The organism is Streptomyces sp. NPDC045899 (assembly GCF_056431485.1).
The window spans coordinates 1-26,589 of the sequence record NZ_JBWKKP010000010.1 but is presented as its reverse complement, the minus strand read 5'-3'; the positions used below and the strand labels follow the sequence as shown (position 1 = coordinate 26,589).

Below are 26,589 nucleotides of genomic sequence, written 5' to 3'. Positions count from 1 at the left end.
GAAACGAGGGAATCAACTGGTCCGGACTGGTCTCGGTTCACTGGCTGGGACCGCCCAGTTCTCGATTGATGAAGTCGAACAGTTCGTTGTCGTCGGCGTCCGCGATGAGCTGGCTCTGCTCGGAATGGCCGCCTTGATCGGCGAGCGCGGCGGCCATCTTCTGGACTCGCCGCAGCACCTGGTTCCTGGCCGCCTCGTCGATGCCGTCGTCTGCCGTCACTGCCGAGAGCATCTCCTCCAGCCGGTCGAGCTCGGCCAGCGCGGACTCGGCCCGGTCGGCGTCCGCGCCGAACATCGCCGTCCGCAGGTGGTCACGGAGCGCCAGCAAGGTCGGGTGGTCATAGGTGAGCGTCGCCGGCAGCGTCAGCCCGGTCGCCGCGACGAGCCGGTTGCGCAGCTCGACCGCGGCGAGGGAGTCGAAACCGAGTTCGACGAACGCCTTGGTCGGCGACAGGGCCTCGGTCGAGCTGTGACCGAGCGCCTCGGCCACCTGCGCCTGCACCAACTCCAGCAGCACGGCGTCACGTTCGTCGCCGTCCAGAGCGTCCAGCCGCGCCCAGGACCGGGACCCGCCGTTCGGCTCGGCGAGCCGGCCCCCCGCGGCGGCCACCGGGAACGCCGCCCGGTACTCGGGCAGGTCGCTGATGACCGTGCACTTGACGGTGCCTGCGGTCGCCTTGATGAATCGGTTCCAGTCGACGTGCGTCATGGCGATGTAGGTCTCGTCGTGGTCCAGTGCTCGCCGCAGTCCGGCCAGCGACTGACCGGGATCCATCGGGTGCAGGCCCCGACGGCTCGCCCGGTCGGTCGCGCCGGTGTCGTCGGCCATGCCTCCGCCGGCCAGCAGGCCCCAGCCGATCGTCGTGGCCGGCAGACCGCGCGCCCGCCGGTGGTGGGCCAGGGCGTTGAGGAAGGCGTTCCCTGCCGCGTAGTGCGACTGGCCGGGTGAGCCGATGAGGCCGGCGGCCGAGGAGAACAGCACGAAGGCCGAGAGATCCAGGTCCTGGGTCAGCTCGTGGAGGTGCCACGCTCCGTCCACCTTGGGCCGTAGCACGTTGTTCAGCCTGTCGAGAGTCAGCTCGGTGATGACGCCGTCGTTGGCCACCCCCGCGCTGTGGAACACGGCGGTCAGCGGAAGGTCGTGGGGAAGGTTCGCGAGCAGGGCCTTCACCTCGCCCCGGTCGGCGACATCGCAGGCGGCGATGGTCACCGAGGACCCCAGGGCGGTGAGGTCGGCTTCGAGCTCGATGGCGCCCGGCGCTTCACGGCCCCGGCGGGAAGTGAGCACGAGGTGAGGCGCGCCCTGCTCGGCCAGCCAGCGCGCGGTGCGGGCGCCCAGGCCGGTAAGGCCACCGGTGACCAGAACGCTGCCCGACGGTCGCCAGTTCCGGCGCGGCGGCTCATCCGGGTCGGCGCGGACCAGCCGGCCGCCCAGAACGGCACCGTCCCGCAGCGCTGCCTGCTCCCCGGTGCCGCCGTCAGCCAGCAGGCGGATCAGCCCGGCCGCCGAGGCATCGTCGGGGGTGTCCGGCAGGTCGACCAGACCGCCCCAGCGGTCGGGGCGTTCCAGTGCGAGGGTCCGTCCGAAACCCCACAGCAGGGCTTGGTCGGGATGGTCGAGGCCGTCGCCGGGGACCACGTTCACCGCGCCCTGGGTGAGACACCACAGGGGCACGTCGATCTCGCGGTCCTCCAACGCCTGGACCAGGCTCACCGTGGCGGCCAGACCGACCGGCACGCCCGGGTGTCCCGGGACGCGGGACTGCTCCACCGCCAGCAACGAGACCACCCCGGCGAGCGGCGGCTCGTCGAGCCGGGTCGCCAGCGCGGCCCGATCCAGCTGGTGCTCGCCGACCTCCAGGCCACGGACCTCGGCCCCGGCGGCGGTCATCGCCGCTTCGATCGGCGGGACCCAGGCATCGTCGCGGTGGCCGGCGGGCACCACCAGCAACCAGGTGCCGGTGAGCGTGGCCTCGGGCCGGGTCGGCACAGGCCGCCAGCTCAACCGGTACCGCCAGCTGTCCACCACCGACTTCTCACGCCGGCCGAGGCGCCACCGGGTCAGTGCGGGCAGCACGGCGCCGAGGCCGTCCCGTTCCTCGGTGTCCAGCTCGGCGCTCAGCGCGTCGAGGTCGCCCTTTTCCACCCATCCCCAGAACCGGCTGTCCACGGCGTCCGGGTCGGCTGTTGTCGTGGCCGGTGTCTCCGGCGTGTCCGGCCAGTAGCGCGTGGGTTGGAACGCGTACGTCGGCAGCGGGGTCCGTCCCGCGCCGGCCGCGGGGAACAGGGCCGGCCAGTCGACCTCGACCCCGGCGGCGAACAGGGTGCTCAGTCCGGCGAGCACGGATTCGGTCTCGGGACGGCCTCGCCGGAGGCCGGGCACGGCGACGACATCCCCACCGGTCACGCATGCGCGGACCAGTCCGGTCAGGGTCGCGTCCGGCCCCAGCTCCAGGAAGCGGGTCACCCCGCCGGCCCGGAGTTCGCAGACCGTGTCGGCGAACCGCACCGCGTTCCGGACGTGCTGGACCCAGTACTCGGGGGTGGCCACTTCGCTGCCGGTCATCGGTATCCGCGGTGGCTGGAACTCCAGACCGTCGAGCGCGGCCCGGAATTTCGCGAGCATGGGGTCCATGAGCGGGGAGTGGAACGCGTGGCTGACGGCCAGCTGCTTCGTGCGGTATCCGGCGTCGCGGAGGCGTTGTCCGACCTCGCTGACGGCGAGCTCGGCGCCGGAGACGACCACCGACTCCGGAGTGTTGACCGCGGCGATCGATACCCCGGCGCCCTGCTCCGCCACCAGCGGCGCCACCACGTCCTCACCGGCGTCGACGGACATCATGATCCCGCCCGATGCGAGCCCCTGCATGAGCCGGGCCCGCGCGGTGACCAGCGCGCAGGCATCGGTCAGCGACAGCACGCCCGACACATGGGCGGCGGTGATCTCGCCGACGGAATGGCCGGTGACGAAGTCGGGCCGGATGCCCCAGGACTCGAACAGCCGGAAGAGGGCCACTTCGATCGCGAACAGCGCGGGCTGGGCGAACTCGGTGCTGTTCAGCCGGGCGTCGTCCTCATCGAAGATCATGTCCCGCAGCGACGGGTCCAAAGCCGCGCACACCTCGTCGAACGCGGCCGCGAAAGCCGGGAAATCGCGGTGGAGTTCCCGGCCCATCCCACCTCGTTGTGACCCCTGGCCGGTGAAGACAACGGCCAGGCCACCGCTGCCGGCCACACCGGTGGCCTCCGCGCCAGGTGCGGCGGTGTCGTCGGCGAACGCCGCGAGTCGCTCGCGCAGTTGCTCGCGGTCGGCGGCGAGCGCCACCGCCCTGTGATCGTGTATCGCGCGGTCGGTCACCAGCGACCGCGCGATGTCGGCCGGTGTCAGTTCGGGCCGGTCGGTCAGGTGGGCGTGGAGGCGCGCCGCCTGGGCGCGCAGGGCTGCCGGCCCCCGGGCCGACAACACCACCGGCTGCACCCGCCTGCTCGCGGAGCCCTCGTCCGGGGCCGGCGCCGTCGGCGGCGTGGGGAGGTCCTCCGGCGGTTGTTCCAGGATGATGTGTGCGTTGGTTCCACTGAGGCTGAACGCGGACACGCCCGCCCGCCGCGGATGGCCCTGTTCGGGCCAGTCACGGGCCCGGTCCAGCAGTGCCACCCCACCGGAGGACCAATCGACCTCAGGGGACGGGGTCTCGGCGTGGAGCGTCCGGGGCAACAGACCGTGCCGCATCGCCATGATCATCTTGATGGTGCCGGCGGCGCCGGCGGCGGCCTGCGAATGCCCGATGTTCGACTTGATCGAACCCAGCCACAGCGGGGTGTCGGACTCGCGGTCGCGTCCGTAGGTGGCCAACAGGGCCTGCGCCTCGATGGGATCGCCGAGCCGGGTCCCGGTGCCGTGTCCCTCCACCACGTCGACCTCGCTCGCCGACAGGCCGGCATTGGCCAGCGCGGCGCGGATGACCCGTTGCTGCGACGGACCGCTGGGCGCGGTGAGGCCGTTCGAGGCGCCGTCCTGGTTGACCGCCGAGCCGGCCAGGACAGCCAGCACGCGATGGTGGTTGCGGCGGGCCTCGGAGAGTCGCTCCAGCACGAGCAGGCCCACGCCCTCGGCCCAACCGGTGCCGTCCGCTCCGGCACCGAAGGCCCGGCACCGACCGTCCGGGGACAAGCCCCGCTGCCGCGCCATCTCCACGAACATGGCGGGGGTGGCCATCGTGGCGACCCCGCCGGCCAGCGCCAGCGAGCACTCGCCGGAGCGCAGCGCCTGGGCCGCCAGGTGCATGGCCACGAGCGAGGACGAACACGCCGTGTCGATGGAGACGGACGGCCCCTCGAATCCGAACTCGTAGGACAACCGCCCGGAGATGATGCTGGCCGCGTTGCCGGTCAGCACCCGGCCGCCGAAGTCACCGGAGTCGCGGGTCAGCAGTGCCGGGTAGTCGCTCCCGTTCGCACCCACGAACACCCCGACCGGGCCGCCGCGCAGGACGGAGGGGACGATGCCGGCGTTCTCGAACGACTCCCAGGCCGTCTCCAGCAACAACCGCTGCTGTGGGTCGATGGCGATGGCCTCGCGCGGCGAGATGCCGAAGAAGTCGGAGTCGAACTCGGCCAGGTGGTTGAGGAACCCGCCCCCCTGGGAGTACGTCGTGCCGGCCTGGTCGGGATCCGGGTCGTAGAGGCCGGCCAGGTCCCAGCCGCGGTCGACCGGGAAGCCGGTGATCCCGTCGCGGCCCTCGGCCACCAGCCTCCACAGTTCGTCCGGCGAGTTCGCCTCGCCCGGGTACCGGCAGGCCATGCCGACGATCACGATCGGGTCGTCACCGATCGCGGTGACAGGCCCGGCCGGAGTGACGTCGACGGTGTCGACCGCGTCGCCCACCAGCTCGGACCTGACGAATGCGGCCAGCGCCTCAGGGGTGGGGTGGTCGAACACCAGCGTCGCCGGCAGCCGCAGCCCGGTGGCCGTGTTGAGCCGGTTGCGCAGTTCGACCGCGGTGAGCGAGTCGAACCCGACGTCGTGGAAGGCGCGGGTCATGTCGACCGAGGCGCCGCTCGGGTGGCCGAGCACGGCGGCGACCTGCTCGCGCACCAGTGCGCCGATGGCCTTCACCTGGTCGGCCACGGAGGAACCGGCCAGTCGTACCGCCTCCCGTCCCGCCACCGACGATATCGCCGCGCGCCGGGCCGGACGCCGCACCAGGCCGCGCAGCAGGGCGGGCACCGTGCCGGCCGACCGCACAGCGGCCAGGTCGAGGCGAGCGGCCATCACGTTCGGGCGAGCCAGATCGGCCGCTTTGCCCAGCAGCTCGAGGCCCTGGGCGGTCGGCATCGGCAGCATCCCGCCCCGCCCCAGGCGAGCCACGTCGGTCTCGTTGAGGTTCTCGGTCATACCGCTGCTCTCGCCCCACCAGCCCCAGCTGATCGCGACCGCGGGGAGGCCCTGCCGGTGTCGCTCGACGGCCAGCGCGTCGAGGAAGGCGTTGGCGGCGGCGTAGTTGGCCTGGCCCGGTCCTCCGAAGGCCGTGGCGGAGGAGGAGAACAGCACGAACGCGGAGAGGTCCAGCTCCCGGGTCAGTTCGTGCAGATGCCAGGCACCGTCGACCTTGGGGGCCAGCACCGCGTCGACCCGTTCGGTGGTCAGGGAGTCGAACACGCCGTCGTCCAGCACTCCGGCGCAGTGCAGCACCGCGGTGAGCGGGAACTCGGACTCCACCGAGCGCACCAGGGCCGCGACCTGCTCGCCGTCGGCGACATCGCAGGCGACGACGCGCACCGCGGCGCCGAGCTCCGCCAGCTCGGCAGCAAGCCGGACGGTCCGGGGCGAGTTGTCGCCCTGTCGGGAGGTCAGCAACACATGTCGTACGTGGTGGTCGGTGACGAGGTATCGAGCCACGTGCCCCGCGAGCGCACCCGAAGCACCGGTGATCAGTACGGTTCCGGCCGACCACGAGGTGGCCTGCACGGGGTCGGTGGTTCCCAGGCGGGCCAGCCGCGGGGCCCGGAGGACGCCGCCGCGCACCGAGACCTCCGGCTCACCCGATTCCACGGCCGCGTGCAGCGCCGCGGTGGTGGTCGCGTCGGCGCCACCCTCGACGAGGACGATGCGGTCGGGGTTCTCCGACTGTGCCGAGCGCAGCAGGCCCCGCACGGCCGCGCCGGTCAGGCTGTCGGTCGTCACCACCACCAGCCGCGAGGAGTCCCAGGCGGGATCGGCCAGCCACGTCTGCACCGAGCGCAGCACGCTGTTCACCGCCGCGTGGACGTCGGCGGTGACGGCGAGCCCCTCTTCCGGTACCGACACCGCCACGAGGGCCGGAACCTCGGCTGCCTCGTCCCGCCCGGACATCAGCTCCGCGAGCTTGAGCGGGCCATCCAGCACGGTGGCCTCGGAGCGGGGCGTGATGTCGTCGACCCGGCCACACTCGACCCAGCTCATCTCGAACAGCGAGTCGTCGCGGGACGCGGCGGCGCGGAGCTGGTCGGCGGACACCGAGCGTGAGGACAGCGCCGCCACACTGAAAACGGGAGCGCCGGTGTCGTCGAAGGCGTCCAGGGCGACCGTGCCGGTGGCCACCGGTCGGACCCGGATGCGCAGCGCGGTGGCGCCCGAGGCGAACAGCCGCGCTCCGGCCCAGGAGAACGGCACCAGACCCTGGGGGGTGTCGGAGGTGAGGGCCCGGAGCACGCCGCCGTGCAGACCGGCATCCAGCAACGCCGGGTGAACGCCGAAGCGCTCGGCGTCGGTCCCGCTCGGCGGCAACGCCACCTCGGTGTAGAGCTCCGCACCGCGCCGCCAGCAGGCCACCAGCCCCTGGAACGTCGGCCCGTAGTCGTGGCCCGCCTCGGCGAACAGGTCGTACGCGCCGTCGACGTCGACGACTTCGGCTCCCCGCGGCGGCCATTCGGTGAGCGGATCGGGTTCCGGCAGGCTCCCCGTGCCGGACACCGTTCCGGTGGCGTGCCGTGCCCAGGGGGTGTCGGCGTCGCCGTCGGGGCGGGCGGAGATCGTGATCTTCCGATGGCCCCCCTCGTCCGCCGCTTCCACCAGAATCTGCAGCGCGACCGAACCCGCCGCGGCGATCAGCAGGGGCGCCTCGATCGTCAGCTCGTCGAGCACGGTGCAGCCGACCTGCTCGGCCGCCCGCAGCGCCACGTCCACGAAGGCGGTGCCGGGTAGCAGGGCCTGCTCGAACAGCACATGCTCCCCCAGCCACGGCTGGGCCTGCGGCGCCAGCCGGCCGGTCAGCAGCACGGCCTCGCCGCCGGCGAACTCCACTCCGGCCAACAGCAGTGGATGGTCGAGCGGGTCGAGGCCCACCGCGGCGAGATCGGCCGGCGGCTCGGGGATGTCGAGCCAGTACCGCTGGTGCTGGAACGCGTACGTGGGAAGCGGGGTGTGCCGAGCTCCGGTGCCGTCGAACAGGGCCGGCCAGTCGACCTCCACTCCGGCGGCGAACAACGTGCCGAGTGCGGTGAGCACCGTGGCGGCTTCGTCGCGGTGCCGACGCAGGCTGGGGACTGCGACGACGTCCGCCTCGACGAGACACTCGCGGATCGCGCCGGTCAACGGCGCGTCGGGGCCGATCTCGAGGAACCGGGCGACGCCGGCGCCGTGCAGTGCGGACACCGTGTCGGCGAACCGCACCGTGTCCCGCACGTGCCGCACCCAGTACTCCGGGTCCGTCACCTCCTCGCCGCCCACCATCGGAATGCGGGGCGGCTGGAATGCCAGGCCATGGACCAGGGCGCGGAACTCGTCGAGCATCGGGTCCATGAGCGGCGAATGGAACGCATGACTGACGGCGAGCTGTTTCGTGCGGTATCCGTCCTCGGTCAGGCGCCGCACGATCTCGGTGACGGCCGGCTCGAGCCCCGAGAGCACCACCGAACCGGGGGTGTTGACCGCCGCGATCGACACCGCTTCGGCGTACTGCGCGACCAGCGGGGCGACCACCTGCTCGCCGGCGGTCACCGAGACCATCACACCGCCCGGGTCGAGCCGCGCCATCAGCCGGCCACGCTCCGACACCAGCCGGCACGCATCCGGCAGCGACAGCACGCCGGCGACGTGCGCGGCCGCGATCTCGCCCACCGAATGACCGGTGAGGAAGTCCGGCCGGACACCCCAGGACTCGAACAGCCGGAACAGCGCGACCTCGACCGCGAAGAGCGCCGGTTGGGCGATCTCCGTGGCGTCGAGCCGGTTCTCCCCGTCGCCGAGGATGGCCGCCCGGACGGCAGGATCCAGCTGATCGCACGCCTGGTCCAACGCGGCCGCGAAGACCGGGAACTGCCGGTGCAGTTCCGAGCCCATGCCGGGGTGCTGCGCGCCCTGACCGGTGAACACCATCGCCAGCGGGCCCCGCCGGGCCACATCGGCGACGACCCCGGCTCCGTCACCCCCGTGCGCGTACTCCGCCAACCGCTCCAGGGCCTGCGCGCGGTCGGAGGCGAGCAGTACCGCCCGGTGGTCGTGGCCGGCCCGGTCGGCCACCAGGGAGTAGGCGACGTCCGCCAACGCCACGTCGGAGCGGTCGCGCAGGGAGGAGCACAGTCGATCCGCCTGGCCCCGCAGGGCCGCAGGCCCGCGAGCCGTCAGCACGAGCGGCCACACCGGCAGGGTCGCCGCGGGAGGCGGGGCCGGGGCGGTGAACTCGGCCGGGGGCTGTTCCAGGATGACGTGTGCGTTGGTCCCGCTGACGCCGAAGGAGGACACCCCCACCCGGCGGGGTCGGCCACGATCCGGCCACTCCCGAGCCCGGTCGAGCAGCGCGATCGCGCCCGACGACCAGTCGACCTGCGTCGACGGGGTCTCCGCGAACAGGGTCTTGGGCATGATCCCGTGCCGCATCGCCATGATCATCTTGATCGTGCCGGCGATGCCCGCGGCCGCCTGCGTGTGACCGATGTTCGACTTGACCGACCCCAGCCAGAGCGGCGCGTCCTCGGTGTGCTCGCTGCCGTAGGTGGCCAGCAGCGCCTGGGCCTCGATCGGATCGCCCAGCCGGGTCCCCGTGCCGTGTCCCTCGACGACGTCCACGTCGGAGGCGGACAACCCGGCGCTGGCCAGGGCCTGGCGGATCACCCGTTGCTGGGACGGACCGTTGGGGGCGGTCAGCCCGTTCGACGCGCCGTCCTGGTTCAGCGCCGAGCCGGCCAGCAGTGCCAGCACCTGGTGTCCGTTGCGCCGCGCGTCGGACAGCCGCTCCAGCACCACCAGGCCCGCGCCTTCGGACCAGCCGGTGCCGTCCGCGTCCGCGCCGTACGCCCGGCACCGGCCGTCCGCGGCGTTCGCGCGCAGCCGGCTGTACTCCACGTACAGGTCGGGCGTCGCCATCACCGTCACGCCGCCGGCCAGCGCGAGCGAGCACTCCCCCGACCGCAGCGTCTGTGCCGCCAAGTGCATGCTGACCAGCGATGACGAGCACGCCGTGTCCACCGTCACAGCGGGGCCCTCGAAGCCGAGCTCGTAGGCGACCCGGCCCGACGCGATGCTTCCGGCGCTGCCGTTGCCCAGGTAGCCCTCGAGCTCCTCGGGCTTGGTGTGCAGCCGCGAGCCGTAGTCGTGGTACATCAGCCCGACGAACACACCGGTCGGGCCGCCACGCAGCGAGGTGGGATCGATGCCCGCGTTCTCGAGGGACTCCCAGGCCGTTTCCAGCAACAGCCGCTGCTGCGGGTCGATCGTGATCGCCTCGCGCGGCGAGATCCCGAAGAACTCGGGGTCGAACTGGTCGGCGTCGTGCAGGAAGCCACCCTCACGGGTGTAGGTGGTCCCGGGGTGATCGGGGTCCGGGTGGTAGAGCTCGGCCAGGTTCCAGCCCCGGTCGGTGGGGAAGGCGCCGATCACGTCCCGGCCCTCGGCGACGACGTCCCAGAGCTCGTCGGGCGAACTCACCCCACCCGGGAAGCGGCAGGCCATGCCCACGATCGCGATCGGGTCGTCTCCGGTGCCGGCCGCGGTCGCGCTGACGGCCGGCCGGGCCGGGGCGACCGCCTCGCCGCCGATCTCGCCCCGCACGAACTCGATCAGGGCGGCCGGGGAGGGGTAGTCGAAGATCAGTGTGGCCGGCAACCGCAGCCCGGTGGCCGTGTTGAGCCGGTTGCGCAGCTCCACCGCGGTCAGTGAGTCGAACCCCAGAGCGGTGAAGGGCTGCCGGTCGTCGATGGCGTTGCTCGCGGAGTGCCCGAGCACGGCCGCGGCATGGGTGCGCACCAGCTCGGCGACGGCCTGGTCGCGCTCGGCCGGCTCCAGTGCCGCCAGGCGCTCGCGCGGTCCGGCCCCACCGGCCAGGTGGGGTTCGACGACCCGCCGCGCCGAACGGCGCACCAGCCCGCGCAGCAGTCCCGGGACCGTGGCCGCGGTGGACAGGCCGGCGAGGTCGAACGGGGCGGCGATGACCCGGCCCTGTCGGCGGGCGGCCGCGTCGAACAGGGTGAGACCGAAGTCGTTGTCCACCGGGCGGATGCCGGTGCGGGCCATCCGGGCCCGGTCCTGGGTTCCGAGGTGGCTGCCCATCCCACTGGCCTCGGCCCACCACCCCCAGGCGATCGACACCGCGGGCAGGCCGAGTGTCCGCCGGTGCTCGGCCAGCTCGTCGCAGAACGCGTTGGCCGCCGCGTAGTTCGCCTGGCCGGCGGTGCCGAACGCCGACGCGGCCGAGGAGAACAGCACGAACGCCGACAGCCCGGCGTCCTGGGTGGCCTCGTGCAGGTGCCAGGCACCGTCCACCTTGGGCCGCAGCACCGCATCGACCCGGTCGGGGGTCAGTGAACCCACGGTCGCGTCGTCGAGCACACCCGCGCAGTGCACCACGGCGCTGAGCGGGAACTCCGGCGGCACCGAGCCGACGAGGTCCATCACCTCGTGACGAACGGCGAGGTCACACGCGACCATCCGCACCGAGGCACCCGCCTCGGTCAGCCGCTCGACCAGTTCATCGGCACCGGGAGCGGCCGGACCCCGCCGCGACACCAGCACCAGCCGTCGCACCCCGCACTCGGCCACGAGGTGCTCGGCCACCAACCCGGCCAACACGCCGGACGCCCCGGTCAGCAGCACGGTCCCCGTGCCCCACGCCGAAGACCGCTCGTCCGGCGCCGGCCCGGCGGGCTCCGGGAGCGCCTCGGCGGCGACCCTGTTCAGGCGGGGCGACCACAGCCGTCCGTCGCGAACCGACACCTCCGGCTCACCCGATTCGACCGCGGCGCGGGCGAGCGCCTCCACCGACCGCTCCCCGGCCGGCTCCGGATCGTCGAACGCCTGCTCGACGAGAACCACCCGCTCCGGGTTCTCCGACTGTGCGGAGCGCACCAGACCACCGACCGCCGCACCCACGAGTCCGCCGTCGGTCACCACGACCAGCCGCGACCGCTCCCACCGGGCATCGGTGAGCCAGTCCTGCAGCACCCGCAACGTGCCGTTCACCGCGGTGTGCACCGAGTCGACCGTCGACTCGGGTGCCCGGCGGCCGGGAACGCGCAGCACCACCAGCTCGGGCAGCGGCGCGCCACCGTCCACCGCCGAGCCGAGCGCGGCCAGGTCGGGGTGGAACCACGCATCGACCGTGTGCTCGTCCTCCGACGGCGCGGTCCGCGCCGGATCGGACGGCACCACCCAGCCGATCGGTCCTTCGGCGCTCGCCCCCGGACCGGCCTCGGCCGGTCCGCACTGCACCCAGCCGAGCTCGAACAGCGCGTCGCGGTGTGCGGTGTCGACATCGCGCAGTTGCTCGGCGGAAACCTCCCGGGCGACCAGTGAGTCCACCCTCAGTACCGGGCGACCGGTGCTGTCGAACCCGTCCACCGACCACGAGGACGGCCCCGCCGGGGAGAACACGAGCCGCAGTGCCGCGGCGCCCGAAGCGAGCAGCCGCACCCCGGACCACAAGAACGGCGCTCGCACACCGGGGTTGTCCGGGTCAGCCCCCCGCGAGTCGAGCTGGTCCATCGCCAGGCTGTGCTGACCGGTGTCCATCAGGGCCGGGTGCAGGCCGAAACGCACCGCGTCGGCCGCGAGTCCCTCGGGGAGCTCCGCCTCGGCGAAGACCTGGTCACCCATCCGCCAGGCCCGGCGCAGCCCGGTGAAGGCGGAGCCGTAGTGGTAACCGAGCGCGCTGAGCCGCTCATACGATCCGGCGACGTCCAGTTCGGTTGCCCCGGTCGGCGGCCACGTGACGTCTGCCGGCCACGGCGCAGGCTCCGGACTGTCGCCGGGCACCGCGCTCCCCCACGCGTGCCGCGTCCACGAGGCACCCACGGCCTCGCCGGGTTCCGCCGGCTGGGAGTAGACCTCGACGGTGCGGCGGCCGTCGCCGTCGAGAGCCCCGACGAGCACCTGGACCAGCACGTCGTGCCGGCTCGGCAGGATCAGCGGCACCTCGATGGTCAGCTCCTCCAGCCGGCCGAGGCCCGCCTCATCGGCTGCGCGGATCGCCAGCTCGAGGAACGCCGTACCGGGCAGCAGCGGTCGATCGAAGAGCGCGTGGTCGACGAGCCACGGGTGAGCGTGCAGCGAGAGCCGGCTGGTGAACAGGAAGCCGGCGTCACCCGCCAGCGTCATCTTCGCCCCGAGCAGAGGGTGATCGACCTGTTCGAGACCGCTGGCGGCCAGGTCGCCGGGCGCGGACGCCGACGCGGTCGGCCAGTAACGCTGCCGCTGGAAGGCGTAGGTCGGCAGGTCGACCCGCCGCGCCCCGGTGCCGGCGAAGGCCGCGGACCAGTCCACGGTGAGCCCGGCCCGCCACGCGGCAGCCACCGATCGCAGGAACATCTCCGGGTCGCTCTCGCCGCGGCGGAGGGTCGTCAGCACGGTCGCCTCGACGCCGCGCTCCTCGGCGGTCTCCTCGATCGCGGGAGCCAGCAGCGGGTGCGGGCCCACCTCCAGCAGCACGCGGTACCCGTCGGCCAGCAGCACGGCGGCGGTGTCGTGGAACCGTACCGGCTGCACGAGGTTGGTGAACCAGTACCGGCCGTCGAGCTCGTCGCCCTCCACCCGGCGGGCGAACGTCGTGGAGTAGTACGGCACCGAGGCGGTGGCCGGGCGGATGTCGCTCAGGAGCGCGAGGAGCTCGTCCTCGACCACCGCCATGTCCGGGGAGTGCGTCGGGTAGTCCATCGGGATGGTACGCGCGCGGACACCGGCGGCCTCGTACTCGGCCCGCAGCGCGGCGACTCGGTCGAGCGGACCGGTCACGACGACCGATCGCGGACCGTTGATCGCGCTGACGTGCACATCGGTCAGCCGTGCGACCTGGTCGCGCACCTGCTCGACCGGCAGCCCGACCCAGAGCGTGGCGTACCCGGTCACCTGGCCGGACACGCGCGCCCGCGCGGTCAGGACCCGGGCCGCGTCGGCGAGGGTGAGGATGCCGGCGATGTGCGCGGCCGCGACCTCTCCCACGGAGTGCGCGATGATCGCGGAGGGCACCACCCCTCGGGAGATCCACAACCGGGCGAGCGAGACCATGACCGCGAACAGCATCGGCTGGACCTGCTCGGCGTGCTCGAGGTCCACGCCGTCCACGCCGTCCGCGCCGGCCAGAAGATCGCGCAGGGTGTGGCCGTGCCAATCCACGTACGGCGCGAGCGCCGCCTCGCACTCCGCCATGGACGCGGCGAAGACCGGCGAGGAGTCCCACAGCCGCAGGGCCATCCCGGCGTACTGCCCGCCCTGCCCCGGGAACACGAACACCGGATCGGTGTTGCCGGAGCCGACGGGTCCGGTGACCGGGGTGGTGGCTGCCACCAGGTCGTCCAGCCCGGACAGGAGTTCGGTGAGGTCGGCGCCGAGCACCACGGCCCGGTGATCCAGCGAGGAGCGGGTGCCGGCCAGTGAGAACGCCACGTCGGCCAGCTCCGCCGGGCCGGTGGCCCCGAGTGTCAGGAGGTGCTCGCGCAGCCGCACCGCCTGACCGCGCAGCGCGGCTTCCCCGCGGCCGCTGAGCAGCAGCGGCAGCACCTGCGGCGCGTGGGACCGCTCCCGCGGTCCGGCCTCGGGTTCAGTGTCCGGAGCCTGTTCCACGATGACGTGCGCGTTGGTCCCGCTCGCCCCGAACGACGACACCGCTGCCCGTCGGGGACGCCCGGTCGTCGGCCACGGCCGGGCGTCGCCGAGCAGCCGGACCGTTCCGCTCTCCCAGTCGACGTGCTCCGAGGGCCGGTCCACGTGCAGGGTCTTCGGCAGCACACCGTGCCGGATCGCCATGATCATCTTGATGACGCTGCCGACCCCGGCCGCTGCCTGGGAGTGGCCGATGTTGGACTTGAGCGAGCCCAGCCAGAGGGGCTCACCCTCCCCTCGGTGCCGGCCGTACACGACCTGCAGCGCCTTGATCTCGATCGGGTCGCCGAGCACCGTGCCGGTGCCGTGCCCGTCCACCGTGTCCACCTCGTCGGGGCGCACGCCGGCGTTGGCCAGTGCCTGTCGAACGACCCGCTGCTGGGCAAGGCCGTTGGGCGCGGTGAGGCCGTTGGAGGCACCGTCCTGGTTGATCGCCGAGCCGCGGAGCACGGCCAGCACGGAGTGGCCGTTCCGGCGGGCATCGGAGAGCCGCTCCAGCACCAACAGGCCGGCGCCCTCGGCGAAACCGGTCCCATCGGCGCCCGCGCCGAACGCCTTGCAACGACCGTCGGCGGACAGCCCTTGCTTGTCGAACTCCTGCAGGTCGACCGGGGTCGCCATGACGGTGGCCCCGCCGGCCAGTGCCAGCGCGCACTCCCCGGAACGCAGCGCCTGCGCGGCCAGGTGCAGCGCCACCAGCGAGGACGAGCAGGCCGTGTCGACCGTCAACGCCAGCCCCTCCAGGCCGAACTGATAGGAGACCCGCCCGGCGAGCACCGCGGCGGACGTCCCGGTGAGCAGGTAACCGTCGGCCAGCTCGGCGCTGCCGCGGAGCAGGTCCGCGTAGTCCTGGTCACTGGTGCCGGCGAACACACCGGTCTGGCTGCCCCGCACCGACTTCGGGTCGATCCCGGCCCGCTCCAGCGCTTCCCAGGTCAGTTCCAGCAACAGCCGCTGCTGCGGGTCCATGGACGCCGCCTCGCGCGGCGAGATCCCGAAGAACCGGGCGTCGAACTGCGCCACGTCGTCGAGGAAGCCACCGCCGCGCACGTGGGTGGCGCCCTGACGCATCGAATCCGGGTGCAGCAAGGTGTCGAGGTCCCAGCCTCGGTCGGTCGGCAGACCCGACACCGCGTCCCGCCCGCCGTCCACCAGCTCCCACAGCTGCTCCGGCGAGCCGACGCCACCCGGGTAGCGGCACGCCATGCCGACCACGACGATCGGGTCGTCGGCGAACGCGGCACGGGGGACGGCCGTGCCGGGTTCCTCGTCGGCCGTGTTGGTCACCAGTCCGACCAGGTACGACGCAAGGGCCGCGGGGGTGGGGTAGTCGAAGGCCACGGTGCCGGCCAGCCCGAGATCGAGCGCCGCGTTCAGCCGGTCCCGCAGCTCCACCGCCGCGAGCGAGCTGAAGCCCAGGTCCTGGAAGGTGCTCTCGAGGTCGACATCGGCCGGCGAGTCGAGGCCCAGCACCAAGGCGACCGAGGTCCGCAACAGATCGTTCACGACACGACGCTGGTCCACGACGGCAAGCACGTCCGTGACCCGGGCGTCGGTGCTCGGCTCGGGCGTGGCGGCCGAAGGCGGGTCCGAGGGAGCCGGGGCGACGGAGCCGTCGCGCGGCAGCCAGTGCCGATGCCTCTGGAAGGCGTAGGTCGGCAGGTCGACCCGCCGGCTCTCGTCGGGGAACAGCGCCGCCCAGCTCACCTCGCCGCCGCCGGTGAAGAGGCGGGCGACCGCGTCGAGCAGGGCAACGGCCTCGGACCGGTCACGGCGGGACGCGGCCACCGCCGTCACCCGCCGGTCGGTGGACAGGCATTCCCGGACCATGGCCGAGAGCACCGCGTCCGGTCCCAGCTCCAGGAAGCGGGTGACGCCTCGCTCGTGCAGGGTGGCCACCCCGTCGGCGAAACGCACCTGCTCGCGTGCCTGCCGGACCCAGTACTCGGGCTCGCCGAGCGTGGCCGCATCGGCCAGGGCACCGGTGAGCGTGGACACCACCGGGATGTCGGGCGCGCCGAAGGTGAGTCCGGCGACGACGGTCCGGAAGTCCTCGAGCACCGGGTCCATCAGGGGCGAGTGGAACGCGTGGCTGGTCGTGAGCCGACGGGTCCGGTACCCGGCCGCGGCCAACTGGGCCACGACCTGGGCCACCGGTTCCTCCGCACCGGACACCACGACCGAGTCAGGACTGTTCACCGCGGCCACGGACACCCCGTCCGCGGCCGCGACCAGCGGGGCCACCACATCCGGGGCGGCGTTCACCGCGACCATGGCACCGCCGTCGGGCAGCGCCTGCATCAACCGGCCGCGCGCCACGACCATGCGACCGGCGTCGGCGAGGGACAGCACGCCGGCCACGTGCGCGGCACTGATCTCGCCGATCGAGTGACCGGCGACGAACTCGGGCCGGATACCCCACGACTGGACGAGCCGGAACAGTGCGACCTCGAAGCAGAACAGCGCCGGCTGGGCGAATTCGGTGCGGTCCAGCGGTGGACCACCCTCCCACATCAGCTCACGCAGCGATCGGCCCAGCAGCTCGTCGACCACTGCGCAGACCTCGTCCAGCGCCGCGTCGAACACCGGGTACCGCGCCGCCAGCTCTCGCCCCATTCCGGCGCGCTGGGCACCCTGACCGGTGAAGACCATCGCCAGGCGGCCTTCCCTCGCCCGGTCGACGTGCACCGCGGAACTGTCCGTGCCGGCGGCCAGTGCGGACAGACCGGCCAGCAGGGCCGCCCTGTCCTCGGCGACCACCACGGCACGGTCGGCCAGCACGGCGCGGGTGGTGACCAGGCTTCGTCCGACGTCGGCCGGTTCCAGCTCCGGGTGGCGCTCGACGAAGGAGCGCAGCTCCTCGGCCTGACCGCGCAGCCCGGCGGCGCCCCGGCCGGTCACCACGAACGGCCACGGACCGGTGCGGGCCCGCCCCGTCGGCGGCACCGACGTGGCCTCGGCCGGGTCATCGGGAGCCTGCTCCAGGATGACGTGCGCGTTGGTCCCGCTGATCCCGAACGACGACACCCCGACACGCCGGGGACGGCCCCGGTCGGGCCACTGCCGCTGGTCGGTGAGCAGCCGGACGGCCCCCGCCGACCAGTCCACGTGGGAGGTCGGCCGCTGGGCGTGCAGCGTCCTGGGCAACTCCCCGTGACGCATGGCCATGACCATCTTGATCACGCCGCCGACACCGGCCGCCGCCTGCGGGTGTCCGATGTTCGACTTCAGCGATCCGATCCACAACGGCGTGTCCGCCGTTCGCTCCCGGCCGTAGGTGTCCAGCAGGGCCCGGGCCTCGATCGGGTCGCCCAGCCTGGTGCCGGTGCCGTGCGCCTCGACCGCGTCGATGTCGGTCGAGGACACACCGGCGTTGGCCAGCGCGGCCCGGATCACCTGGCGCTGGGCCGCGCCGTTCGGCGCGGTGAGGCCGTTGGAGGCGCCGTCCTGGTTGAGGGCGGAGCCTGTCACGAGGGCCAGCACCTGGTGGCCGTTGCGCTGGGCGTCGGACAGCCGCTCGACCACGAGCACGCCCACGCCTTCCGCCCAGCCCATGCCATCGGCCTCGTCGCCGAAGGCCTTGCACCGGCCGTCCGGGGCGATCCCGCGCTGCCGGGCGAACTCGATCAGCGAAGCCGGGCCCGACATGATCGTCGCCCCGCCGACCAGGGCGAGCGAGCACTCCTGCGAGCGCAGCGCCTGGGCGGCCAGGTGCAGCGCGACCAGCGAGGAGGAGCACGCCGTGTCCACGGTGACCGCGGGCCCCTGCAGACCGAACGCATAGGACAGCCGCCCGGAGACGACGCTGGCGATATTGCCGGTCAGCACGTAGCCCTCGTAGGTCGACGGCACGGTGCGCAGCGAGATGTGGTCCTGGTAGCTGACGCCGACGTACACGCCGGTCTGGCTTCCTCGCACCGCGTCGGCGCTGATCCCGGCTCGTTCCAAAGCCTCCCACGAGGTCTCCAGGAGCAGCCGTTGATGCGGGTCCATCACGGTCGCCTCCCGAGGGGGGATGGCGAAGAACTCGTGGTCGAACAGGTCCGGCGACCGCAGGAAACCGCCGCCCCGGGAGTACGTCCGGCCCACCTTCCGGGGGTCGGGGTCGTAGAGCTCGTCCAGGTTCCAGCCGCGGTCCGTCGGGAGGCCGGACACCGCGTCGGTACCGTCGGCCACGAGCTGCCACAGGGCTTCGGGACTGTCGGCGTCGCCCGGGTAGCGGCAGGCCATGCCGACGATGGCGATCGGCTCCCGGTTCTGCGCCTCGACGTCGCCGAGCCGCTGCCGGATTCGCTCGTTCTCCTTGAGTGCGTTGCGCAGCGCGTCAACGAGCTCGTTCATGGACGGGGTGGTCATGAGGTCGGCCCCTCCGCTCGGTCGCTCGCGTCGGCTCGGCCGTATGCGGCGCGTATGAGATCAGCCATGTCCATCGAGTCGATCGCGGTCGTGGACCCGGCGCTGTCGGCCGGCTCGCCCCCGGGAGCGGTCTCAGCCAACCGGAGCAAGGCGTCCACCAGCCCGGCCTGCCTCAGCGAGGCGATCGGAATGCGGTCGATGATCTTCTTCAATCCGGCGTCGTCGACGCCCTCACCGGTCTCGCTCCCGTGGGTCCCGGTGTCCTCGCCGAACAGCTCGGCGTACACCAGCTCCGCGACCGAGGCGGGCGTCGGGTAATCGAAGATCAGCGTGGCGGGCAGCTGCAAGCCGGTCGCCACGCCGAGCCGATTCCTGAGCCGCAAGGCGGTGAGCGAGTCGAAACCGGTTTCCTGGAAACTGCGCCCTGACTCGACCGAGCTGACGTCGGTGTGGCCGAGCACGGCCGCCACCGTGGCCCGGACGAGGTCGGTGATCGCATACGTCCGCTCGGTGGCGGGCAGGCCGGCGAGCCGCTCACGCACACCGGTGTCGGCCGCTCCGTCCGCCGGCCCTTCGGGGTCGTCCTCCCTCGCCTCGAGCAGCTCGGCGAGGAGCGACATCGATCCAGTGCCGACGAGTTCGGTGGCGAACGAGGACCACTCGACGTCCACCACGACCACGGCCGTCTCATCGCGGTCGATCACCTGGCCCATGGCCTGGACGGCGCCGCGGGGGTTCATCGCGCGCAGGCCGCGGGCCGCCAGCCGGCGCTCCACTCCGTCGCGGTCGGCGATCCCCGGGCCTTGCCAGAGTCCCCAGGCGATGGAGGTCCCGGTCAGACCGAGAGCCCTGCGGTGCGCGGCCAGTGCGTCCAACGAGCTGTTCGCGGCGGCGTAGTTGGCCTGGCCGGCCGGGCCGACGGTGCCGACGAACGACGAGAACAGGACGAAGTCGACGAGGTCGCGGTCTCTCGTCAGCTCGTGCAAGTGCCATGCGGCGGCCACCTTCGGGCGGAACACCCGCTCGAAGCGTTCCGGGGTGAGCCGGTCGATGACGCCGTCGTCGAGCACACCCGCGGTGTGCACGACGGTGGTCAGCGGATGTTCGACCGGCCAGTTGGCCAGCAGGTCGGCGAGCTGCGCCCGATCGGCCACGTCGCAGGCGACCACCGACACCGAGGCACCCCGCTCGGTCAGCTCGGCCACCAGCTCGGCTGCGCCGGGTGCGGCCGGGCCACGACGGCTGGCCAGCACGAGGTGTCGCGCGCCGCGCCGGACGAGCCAGCGCGCCGCCTCCGCCCCGAGAGCGCCCGTGCCGCCGGTGATCAGAGCGCTGCGCTCGAGCGGCTGATCCGTCCGGAGCGCGGATGCGGTGACCCGGGTCAGCCGGCGGCAGAACACCGCGCCGCCTCGCACCGCCAGCTCACTCTCGCCGTCTCCGAGCGCCCCGGCCAGCGCCACCAGGTCCGCTTGGCCGACCTCGCGTGGCAGGTCGACGACGCCACCCCACGACACGGGTTGCTCCAACCCCGCATGCCGGGCGAACCCCCACAGCGCGGCCTGCCGTGGCTGGGTGACGGTGTCTCCCGGCCGGACGGCGACCGCGTCCTGGGTCACGCACCAGATCGGGGTCGACAAGCCGAGCGCACTCACCGCCCGCACCAACGCGAGCGTGCCACTCAGGCCGACCGGCACGGATACGGCGTCGGTGTCCTCGGCCGTGTCCATCGCCAACAACGACAAGATGCTCCCGGCCGGTTCGCCGTCCAGTGCCCTGACGAGCTCGTGACGGACCGCCTCGACATCCACCGCCCGGGGAACATCGACCCGGCTGATCTGAGCCCCTCGGGCGCTCAGCACTGCGATGACCTGCTCGAGCCACGTCGGCTCTGCGATGTCCGCCGGCACCATGACCAGCCAACGGCCGGTGAGCGGTCGGTCCGATCCTTCGGTGGGGCGCCAGGTGACGCGGTACTGCCAGCCGGCCAGCGTCGCCTGCTGCCGGCTGCGCTCACGCCATGACGACAGGGCCGGGAGCACGGTGCCCAGCGAGGATCGGCCGGCGTCGTCGGAGATGGCGAGTGCCGTGGTCAGTCCGTCGAGGTCGCCCTGGTCGACCATCTTCCAGAACCGGCTGTCGACTTCGGTGCCACGAGACGAGCGGCCGGGCGGCGTCTCGATCCAGTAATGGGTGCGCTGGAAGGCATAGGTGGGCAGCTGGACCGGCTGCTGACCCGAGGGGAACAGGCCGGACCACCGCACGTCGACGCCGCCCACGAACGCCTCGGCGGCGTTGCGCAGGAACTCCCGCGCGCCGCCGTGGCCGCGACGGAGCGTTCCGACCGTCGTGACCGTCGTCCCCCTGGCCTCGGCGAGCTCCTGTACCGAATGGACGAGTACCGGATGCGCGCCCACTTCGTGGAACGATCGATGCCCGTCGCTGAGCAGCTGGTCGACCACCTCCGCGAAACGCACCATCTCGCGCAGGTTCCGGTACCAGTAGTCGGCGTCGAGCTTCCGGCCGTCGAGCAACGAGCCGGTCACCGTCGAGTGGAACGGAACCGTGCCGGGCGAGCACTCGACCACACCCAGCGTGTCGGCCAGCTCAGCCCGGATGACCTCTACTTCCGCCGAATGCGACCCGTAGTTGATCGGTACGCGCCGGACCCGCGCTCCCTCCGACTCCCAGACCGACAAGAGTTGATCGAGCTCGGCGGTGGCCCCGGAGACAACCGTGGACATCGGTCCGTTCACCGCGGCGACGCCGAGCGCGGGACAACCGGCCAGGCGTTCGCGCACCTCGTCCGCCGATCGGTTCACCCAGCCCATGCCGCCTTGCGTTGCCAGACGCCGAAGCACCCGGGATCGCAGAGACACCACGCGCGCGCCTTCGGCCAGCGACAACGCCTCCGCCGCCACGGCAGCGGCGAACTCACCCTGGGAGTGCCCGACGACAGCCGAGGGGCGAACGCCGAGTGATGCCCACAGCCGGGACAGCGAGACCCCGACCGCGAACAGCGCCGGCTGGACGACATCGTCCCGGTCGAGGCTCGGCGCACCTGGCACCCCGGCGAGCACGTCCCACAACGAGAATCCATCCCAGTCGACCCATGGCGCCAACGCCTCGTCGCAGGTCCGCATCAGCTCCGCGAACGTCGGACTGCTCTTCCACAGCTCTATGCCCATCCCGAGCCACTGGCCCCCCTGCCCGGGGAACACGAAGACCGGGCCGTCGTGGTCGGCTTCACCGGCTCCCGCCACCACCAGGGCCGAGTTCTCCGACTGGCCCGCCGCGATCGCGTCAAGGCCGGCCAGCAGCTCATGGCGGTTCTCCGCGATCACCACAGCCCGGTGGGAATGCGGGGCCCCGCCGTTGGTCAGTGCCGCGCCGAACCCGGCCACGTCGGTGTCCGGTGAGTCGGCCAGCGCGGCCCGCAACCGGGTTGCCTGGCCGGCCAACGCCGCCGATCCGCGGCCTGACACCGGGAAGGCGGAGACTCCGAGCCGCGTCACGGCGTCCGACCGTCCGGCCGCCGGCTGCTCCGGCGCCTGCTCGAGGATGACGTGCGCGTTCGTGCCACTGATACCGAACGAGGAAACGCCGGCCCGGCGGGGCCGACCGGTCCTCGGCCAGTCGTGGTTCCGGTCGAGCAGAGCGACGGCTCCCTGCGACCAGTCGATGAACGGCGAGGGCTGCTCGGCGTGCAACGTCTGCGGCAGGACGCCGTGACGCATCGCCATGACCATCTTGATGACGCCGCCGACCCCGGCGGCAGCCTGGGTGTGCCCGATGTTCGACTTCAGCGAACCCAGCCACAGCGGGGTTTCGCGGTCCTGGCCGTAGGTGGCCAGCAGCGCCTGGGCTTCGATCGGGTCGCCGAGCTTCGTGCCGGTGCCGTGCCCTTCGACCACATCGACGTTCGATGTGGACAGACCGGCCGAGGCCAGCGCCTGGCGGATCACCCGCTGCTGCGAGGGACCGTTCGGGGCGGTCAGGCCGTTCGACGCGCCGTCGGAGTTCACCGAAGAGCCCTTGAGCACCGCGAGTACCTGGTGGCCTTGTCGGCGTGCGTCCGACAACCGCTCGAGCACCACGAGGCCGACACCCTCGGCCCAGCCGGTGCCGTCCGCGCCCGCGCCGAACGCGCGGCACCGGCCGTCCGGGGACAGGGCTCGCTGGTGACCCAGGTCGACGAATGTCATCGGGGTGGACATCACCGTGACCCCGCCGGCCAGCGCGAGCGAGCACTCGCCCGACCGCAGTGCTTGTGCGGCCAGATGGAGTGCCACCAGTGACGACGAGCACGCGGTGTCGACCGAAACGGCGGGCCCCTCCAGGCCGAACTGGTACGCCACCCGCCCCGAGAGCACGCTGCCCGCGCTACCGGTCAGAACCGCTCCGCTGAGGTGGTCCGGAACCAGGTCCACTGCCGGCGCGTAGTCGTGGTACATGACACCGGAGAACACCCCGGTCTGGGTGCCGCGCAGTGAGTCCGCGTCGATACCCGCGCGCTCGAAAGCCTCCCAGGCGACCTCCAGCAACAACCGCTGCTGCGGATCCATCGCCGTCGCCTCACGGGGCGAGATCCCGAAGAACCCGGCATCGAACTCACCCGCGTCGTGCAGGAACCCGCCACCACGCGCATACGTCGTCCCCGGATGATCCGGATCCGCGTGATACAGACCCTCCACATCCCAGCCACGCGCCTGAGGAAAACCAGTGATCCCCTCCCTGCCCTCGACCACCAGCGACCACAGATCCTCCGGAGAAGCCACCCCACCCGGATAACGGCAGGCCATCCCGACAATCACCACAGGATCATCGGGATCGCCGGCCGGCGAACTGGTCGTGTCCGCTGTCTCACCGCTCGGGGCGAGCTCGCCGGACAAGTGGTCGGCAAGGGCCCGTGGGGTCGGGTAGTCGAACACGGCCGTGGTCCCCAAGCGCGATCCCGTGATCGCGTTGAGCCGGTTGCGCAGCTCGACGGCGGTGAGCGAGTCGAGTCCGAATTCCTTGAAGGTGCGGTCGACACCGATCGAGTCCCGCCCGTCGTAGCCGAGTACTCGCCCCGCCTCCGCGCGCACCAACTCCATCAGTCGCCCAGGCTGGGATGTCACGTCCTCGCCGGCACGGCGCGGTCCGTCCGGACGGCCCGGTACGGCCGCTGGGCGAGCCGGGCGCGGCGCGCTCGTGATCAGTTCGCGGAGCAGCGGGTGCACGTTCACGGCGTCCGTGGCGGAGGCGGTGTCCAGCCGCAGTGGCACGAGCAGCGGCTCGCTCCGCCGAAGTGCGGTGTCGAAGAGGGCGAGCCCCTCGGTTTCGGACAACGTCGCTATTCCGGAGCGCGCCATCCGGTTGAGGTCGCCGGCGCTGAGCGCCGCGGCCATACCGCCCCGCTGATCCCACAGTCCCCACGCCAGCGACGTCGCCGGGAGTCCGAGCTGGGCGCGATGGTGGGCGAGCGCGTCGAGGTAGGTGTTGGCGGCGGCGTAGTTGGCCTGGCCCGCTGCGCCGATCAGGCCCGAGATGGAGGAGTACAGCACGAACGCCGACAGCGGCATGTCTGCGGTGAGCTCGTGCAGGTTCTTCGCCGCCACCGCCTTCGGACCCATGACCGCGTCGAGGCGCTGCGGACTCAGCTCGGTGAACACACCGTCGTCGAGCACGCCGGCCGTGTGGACCACAGCGGTGAGGGGTCGATCGGCAGGAAGCCCGCGGAGCACCGCGGCGAGCTCGGCACGGTCGGCGACATCGCAGGCTTCGGCTCGCACGTCCAGACCCAGCGCGGTCAGCTCGGCCACCAAGGCGCGCGCCTCGGGCGTGACGGGGCCGCTCCTGCTGACCAGCAGCATGCTCGTCACTCCGTGCTCGGTGGCCAGGTGCCGCGCGAGCAGCCGGCCGAGTCGGCCGAACGCCCCGGTCAGCAGCACGGTTCCGCGCTCGGGTATCGGCTTCTCGGCGGCGGGGTGCGAGCCGGGATCCACGGGCAGGCGAGTGAGACGCGGGACACGAACGCCCTCGGCGGACAGAGCCAGCTGCGGCTCCCCCGTGGCTACCGCGGCGGCGAGCCGTCGGGCCCCCTCACTGCCCGGCGCCACGTCGACGAGCACGATGCGGCCGGGGTGTTCGGACTGCGCGGCACGCAGCAGACCCCAGACCGGCGCGTTGCCGAGATCAATGCACCCGTTGCCCCCCGTGTCGACGGCACCGGTGGTGACGACGACCAGTGGCGCGTCGGCCATCGTCCCGTCGGCCAGCCAGTCCTGTACCAGTCGCAGGATGCGGTGCGCGCCGCCGGCGTCCGTGACGTCGGCCGGGGGAACCACGGTGATCACTGTGGACGGCGTCGGGGCCCCCGCCGCCATCGCGGCCCGCAGCGCGGAGAGATCCGCGTACCGGTCGAGCGGTGAGCTGTCACCGGCCGGCTCGGCACCGAGGTCGTGCGGGTCCTCCCCCACCATCGCCCAGTGACCGGTGCCGGGGTGGGCGCCGACCTCCTTCGGCAGCCACGACAACCGGAGCAGCGCCGCCTCGCTCTGATCCGTCGGCGGAGTGCGTGGAGCGTCGGGCGCGGGCCGCAGCACCAGCGAGTCGATCGACGCGACCGGGTTGCCTTCGGGATCGGTGAGCATCATGGCCACCGAGTCGGCGCCGGTCCTCACGATGCGGGCCCGCAAGGCCGGCGGGGCCGCGGTGTGCACGGTGACACCACTCCACGCGAACGGCACCAATGTCTCGCCCGCGGTCCCGAACAGGCCTACCAGCGCGGCCTGGATGGCGGCGTCCAGAAGGGCGGGATGCAGGTCGAACACCGGGCCGCTGTGTCCCTCCGCCTCGCCCAGGACGATGTCGGCGAACACCTCGCCGACGCCGCGCCGGACGGCTTGCAGCCCTCGGAACGCCGGCCCGTAGTCGTACCCCCGGCGGGTGAGTTCCGCGTATGCGGTGGCGATGGCGATCGGCTGTGCGTCGGGACCGGCCTCACCGTTCCAGCCGGTTCCGGACGCCGGTCCGACCGGCGAGAGCGCGGCAGGTGGGGCAACGGTGCCTTCGGCGTGCCGGGTCCAGGTGCCGTTCCCGGCGGTGTCTCCCCCTCGGGACAGCACGCGCAGCGCACGGCGACCGGTGCCGTCCGGCGCATCGATCACCACCTGGAGCTGGGTGTCGCCGTGTTCCGGCACGACCAGGGGGGCGCGCACGACGAGCTCTTCCACCGGGCCGGCGCCGGTCCGCTGTGCGGCGTGCAGGGCCAGGGCCAGAAATCCGGTTCCGGGAAGGATCGGAGTGCCCAGCACCACGTGGTCGGCCAACCACGGTTGCTGGTTCACGGACAGTCGGCCGGTCAGTACGAGCGCGCCGTCATCGCCCAGCGGCATCTCGGCGCGCAGGAAGGGGTGATCGACCGGCTCCAGGCCGACGGCGGCGAGGTCGGTGTCCGGGAGGGAGGAGGGTTCCAGCCAGTAGTGTTGGCGTTGGAAGGCGTAGGTGGGCAGTTCGGTGTGGTGAGCGCCGGTCCCGGTGAACACCTCCGACCAGTTCACCGCCACCCCGGCGGTGAACAACGCACCCAGCCCCGCCAGCACCGACTCGACCTCGCCATGACCGCGGCGCAGACTGGGCACCGCCGTGACGTCCTGGCCGTCCAGGCACTCCCGCACCGACCCGGTCAGCACCGCATCCGGACCCAGCTCGACAAACCGCGTCACACCCCGCTCATACAACTGCGTGACCGTATCGGCGAACCGCACCGTCTCCCGCACATGCCGCACCCAATACTCCGGATCCGCCATCGCCCCATTCACGGTCGCGATACGCGGCGGCTGAAAAGCCAACCCAGCCACCACCGCACGGAAATCGTCCAGCATCGGCTCCATCAACGGCGAATGAAACGCATGACTCACCACCAGCCGTTTCGTCCGGCAACCCTGCTCCGACAGCCGCTGCACCACCCGCTCGACCGCGGACCCGGCCCCCGACACCACCACCGACGCCGGACTGTTCACCGCGGCGATCGACACCCGGCCGCCCCACTCAGCCACCACCGGCGCCACCACATCCTCACCCGCGGCGACCGCCACCATCACCCCACCCGGCGCCAGCCCCTGCATCAACCGACCCCGCGCGGTCACCAACACACAGGCATCCGCCAGCGACAACACCCCCGA

At 72.5% G+C, this 26,589-nt stretch carries 2 protein-coding genes; both read right to left on the bottom strand.

Annotated features, from left to right (window positions below):
• Positions 1-37: 37 nt before the first annotated feature.
• Entirely contained in the window at positions 38-18,424 is an 18,387-nt protein-coding gene (locus tag AC07FT_RS16670) for a type I polyketide synthase (protein ID WP_479176808.1), read from the bottom strand.
• Positions 18,421-26,589: type I polyketide synthase (locus AC07FT_RS16665; RefSeq protein ID WP_479176807.1), on the bottom strand; the 8,169-nt coding region annotated here is incomplete at its 5' end. The genes AC07FT_RS16670 and AC07FT_RS16665, both read right to left, overlap by 4 nt.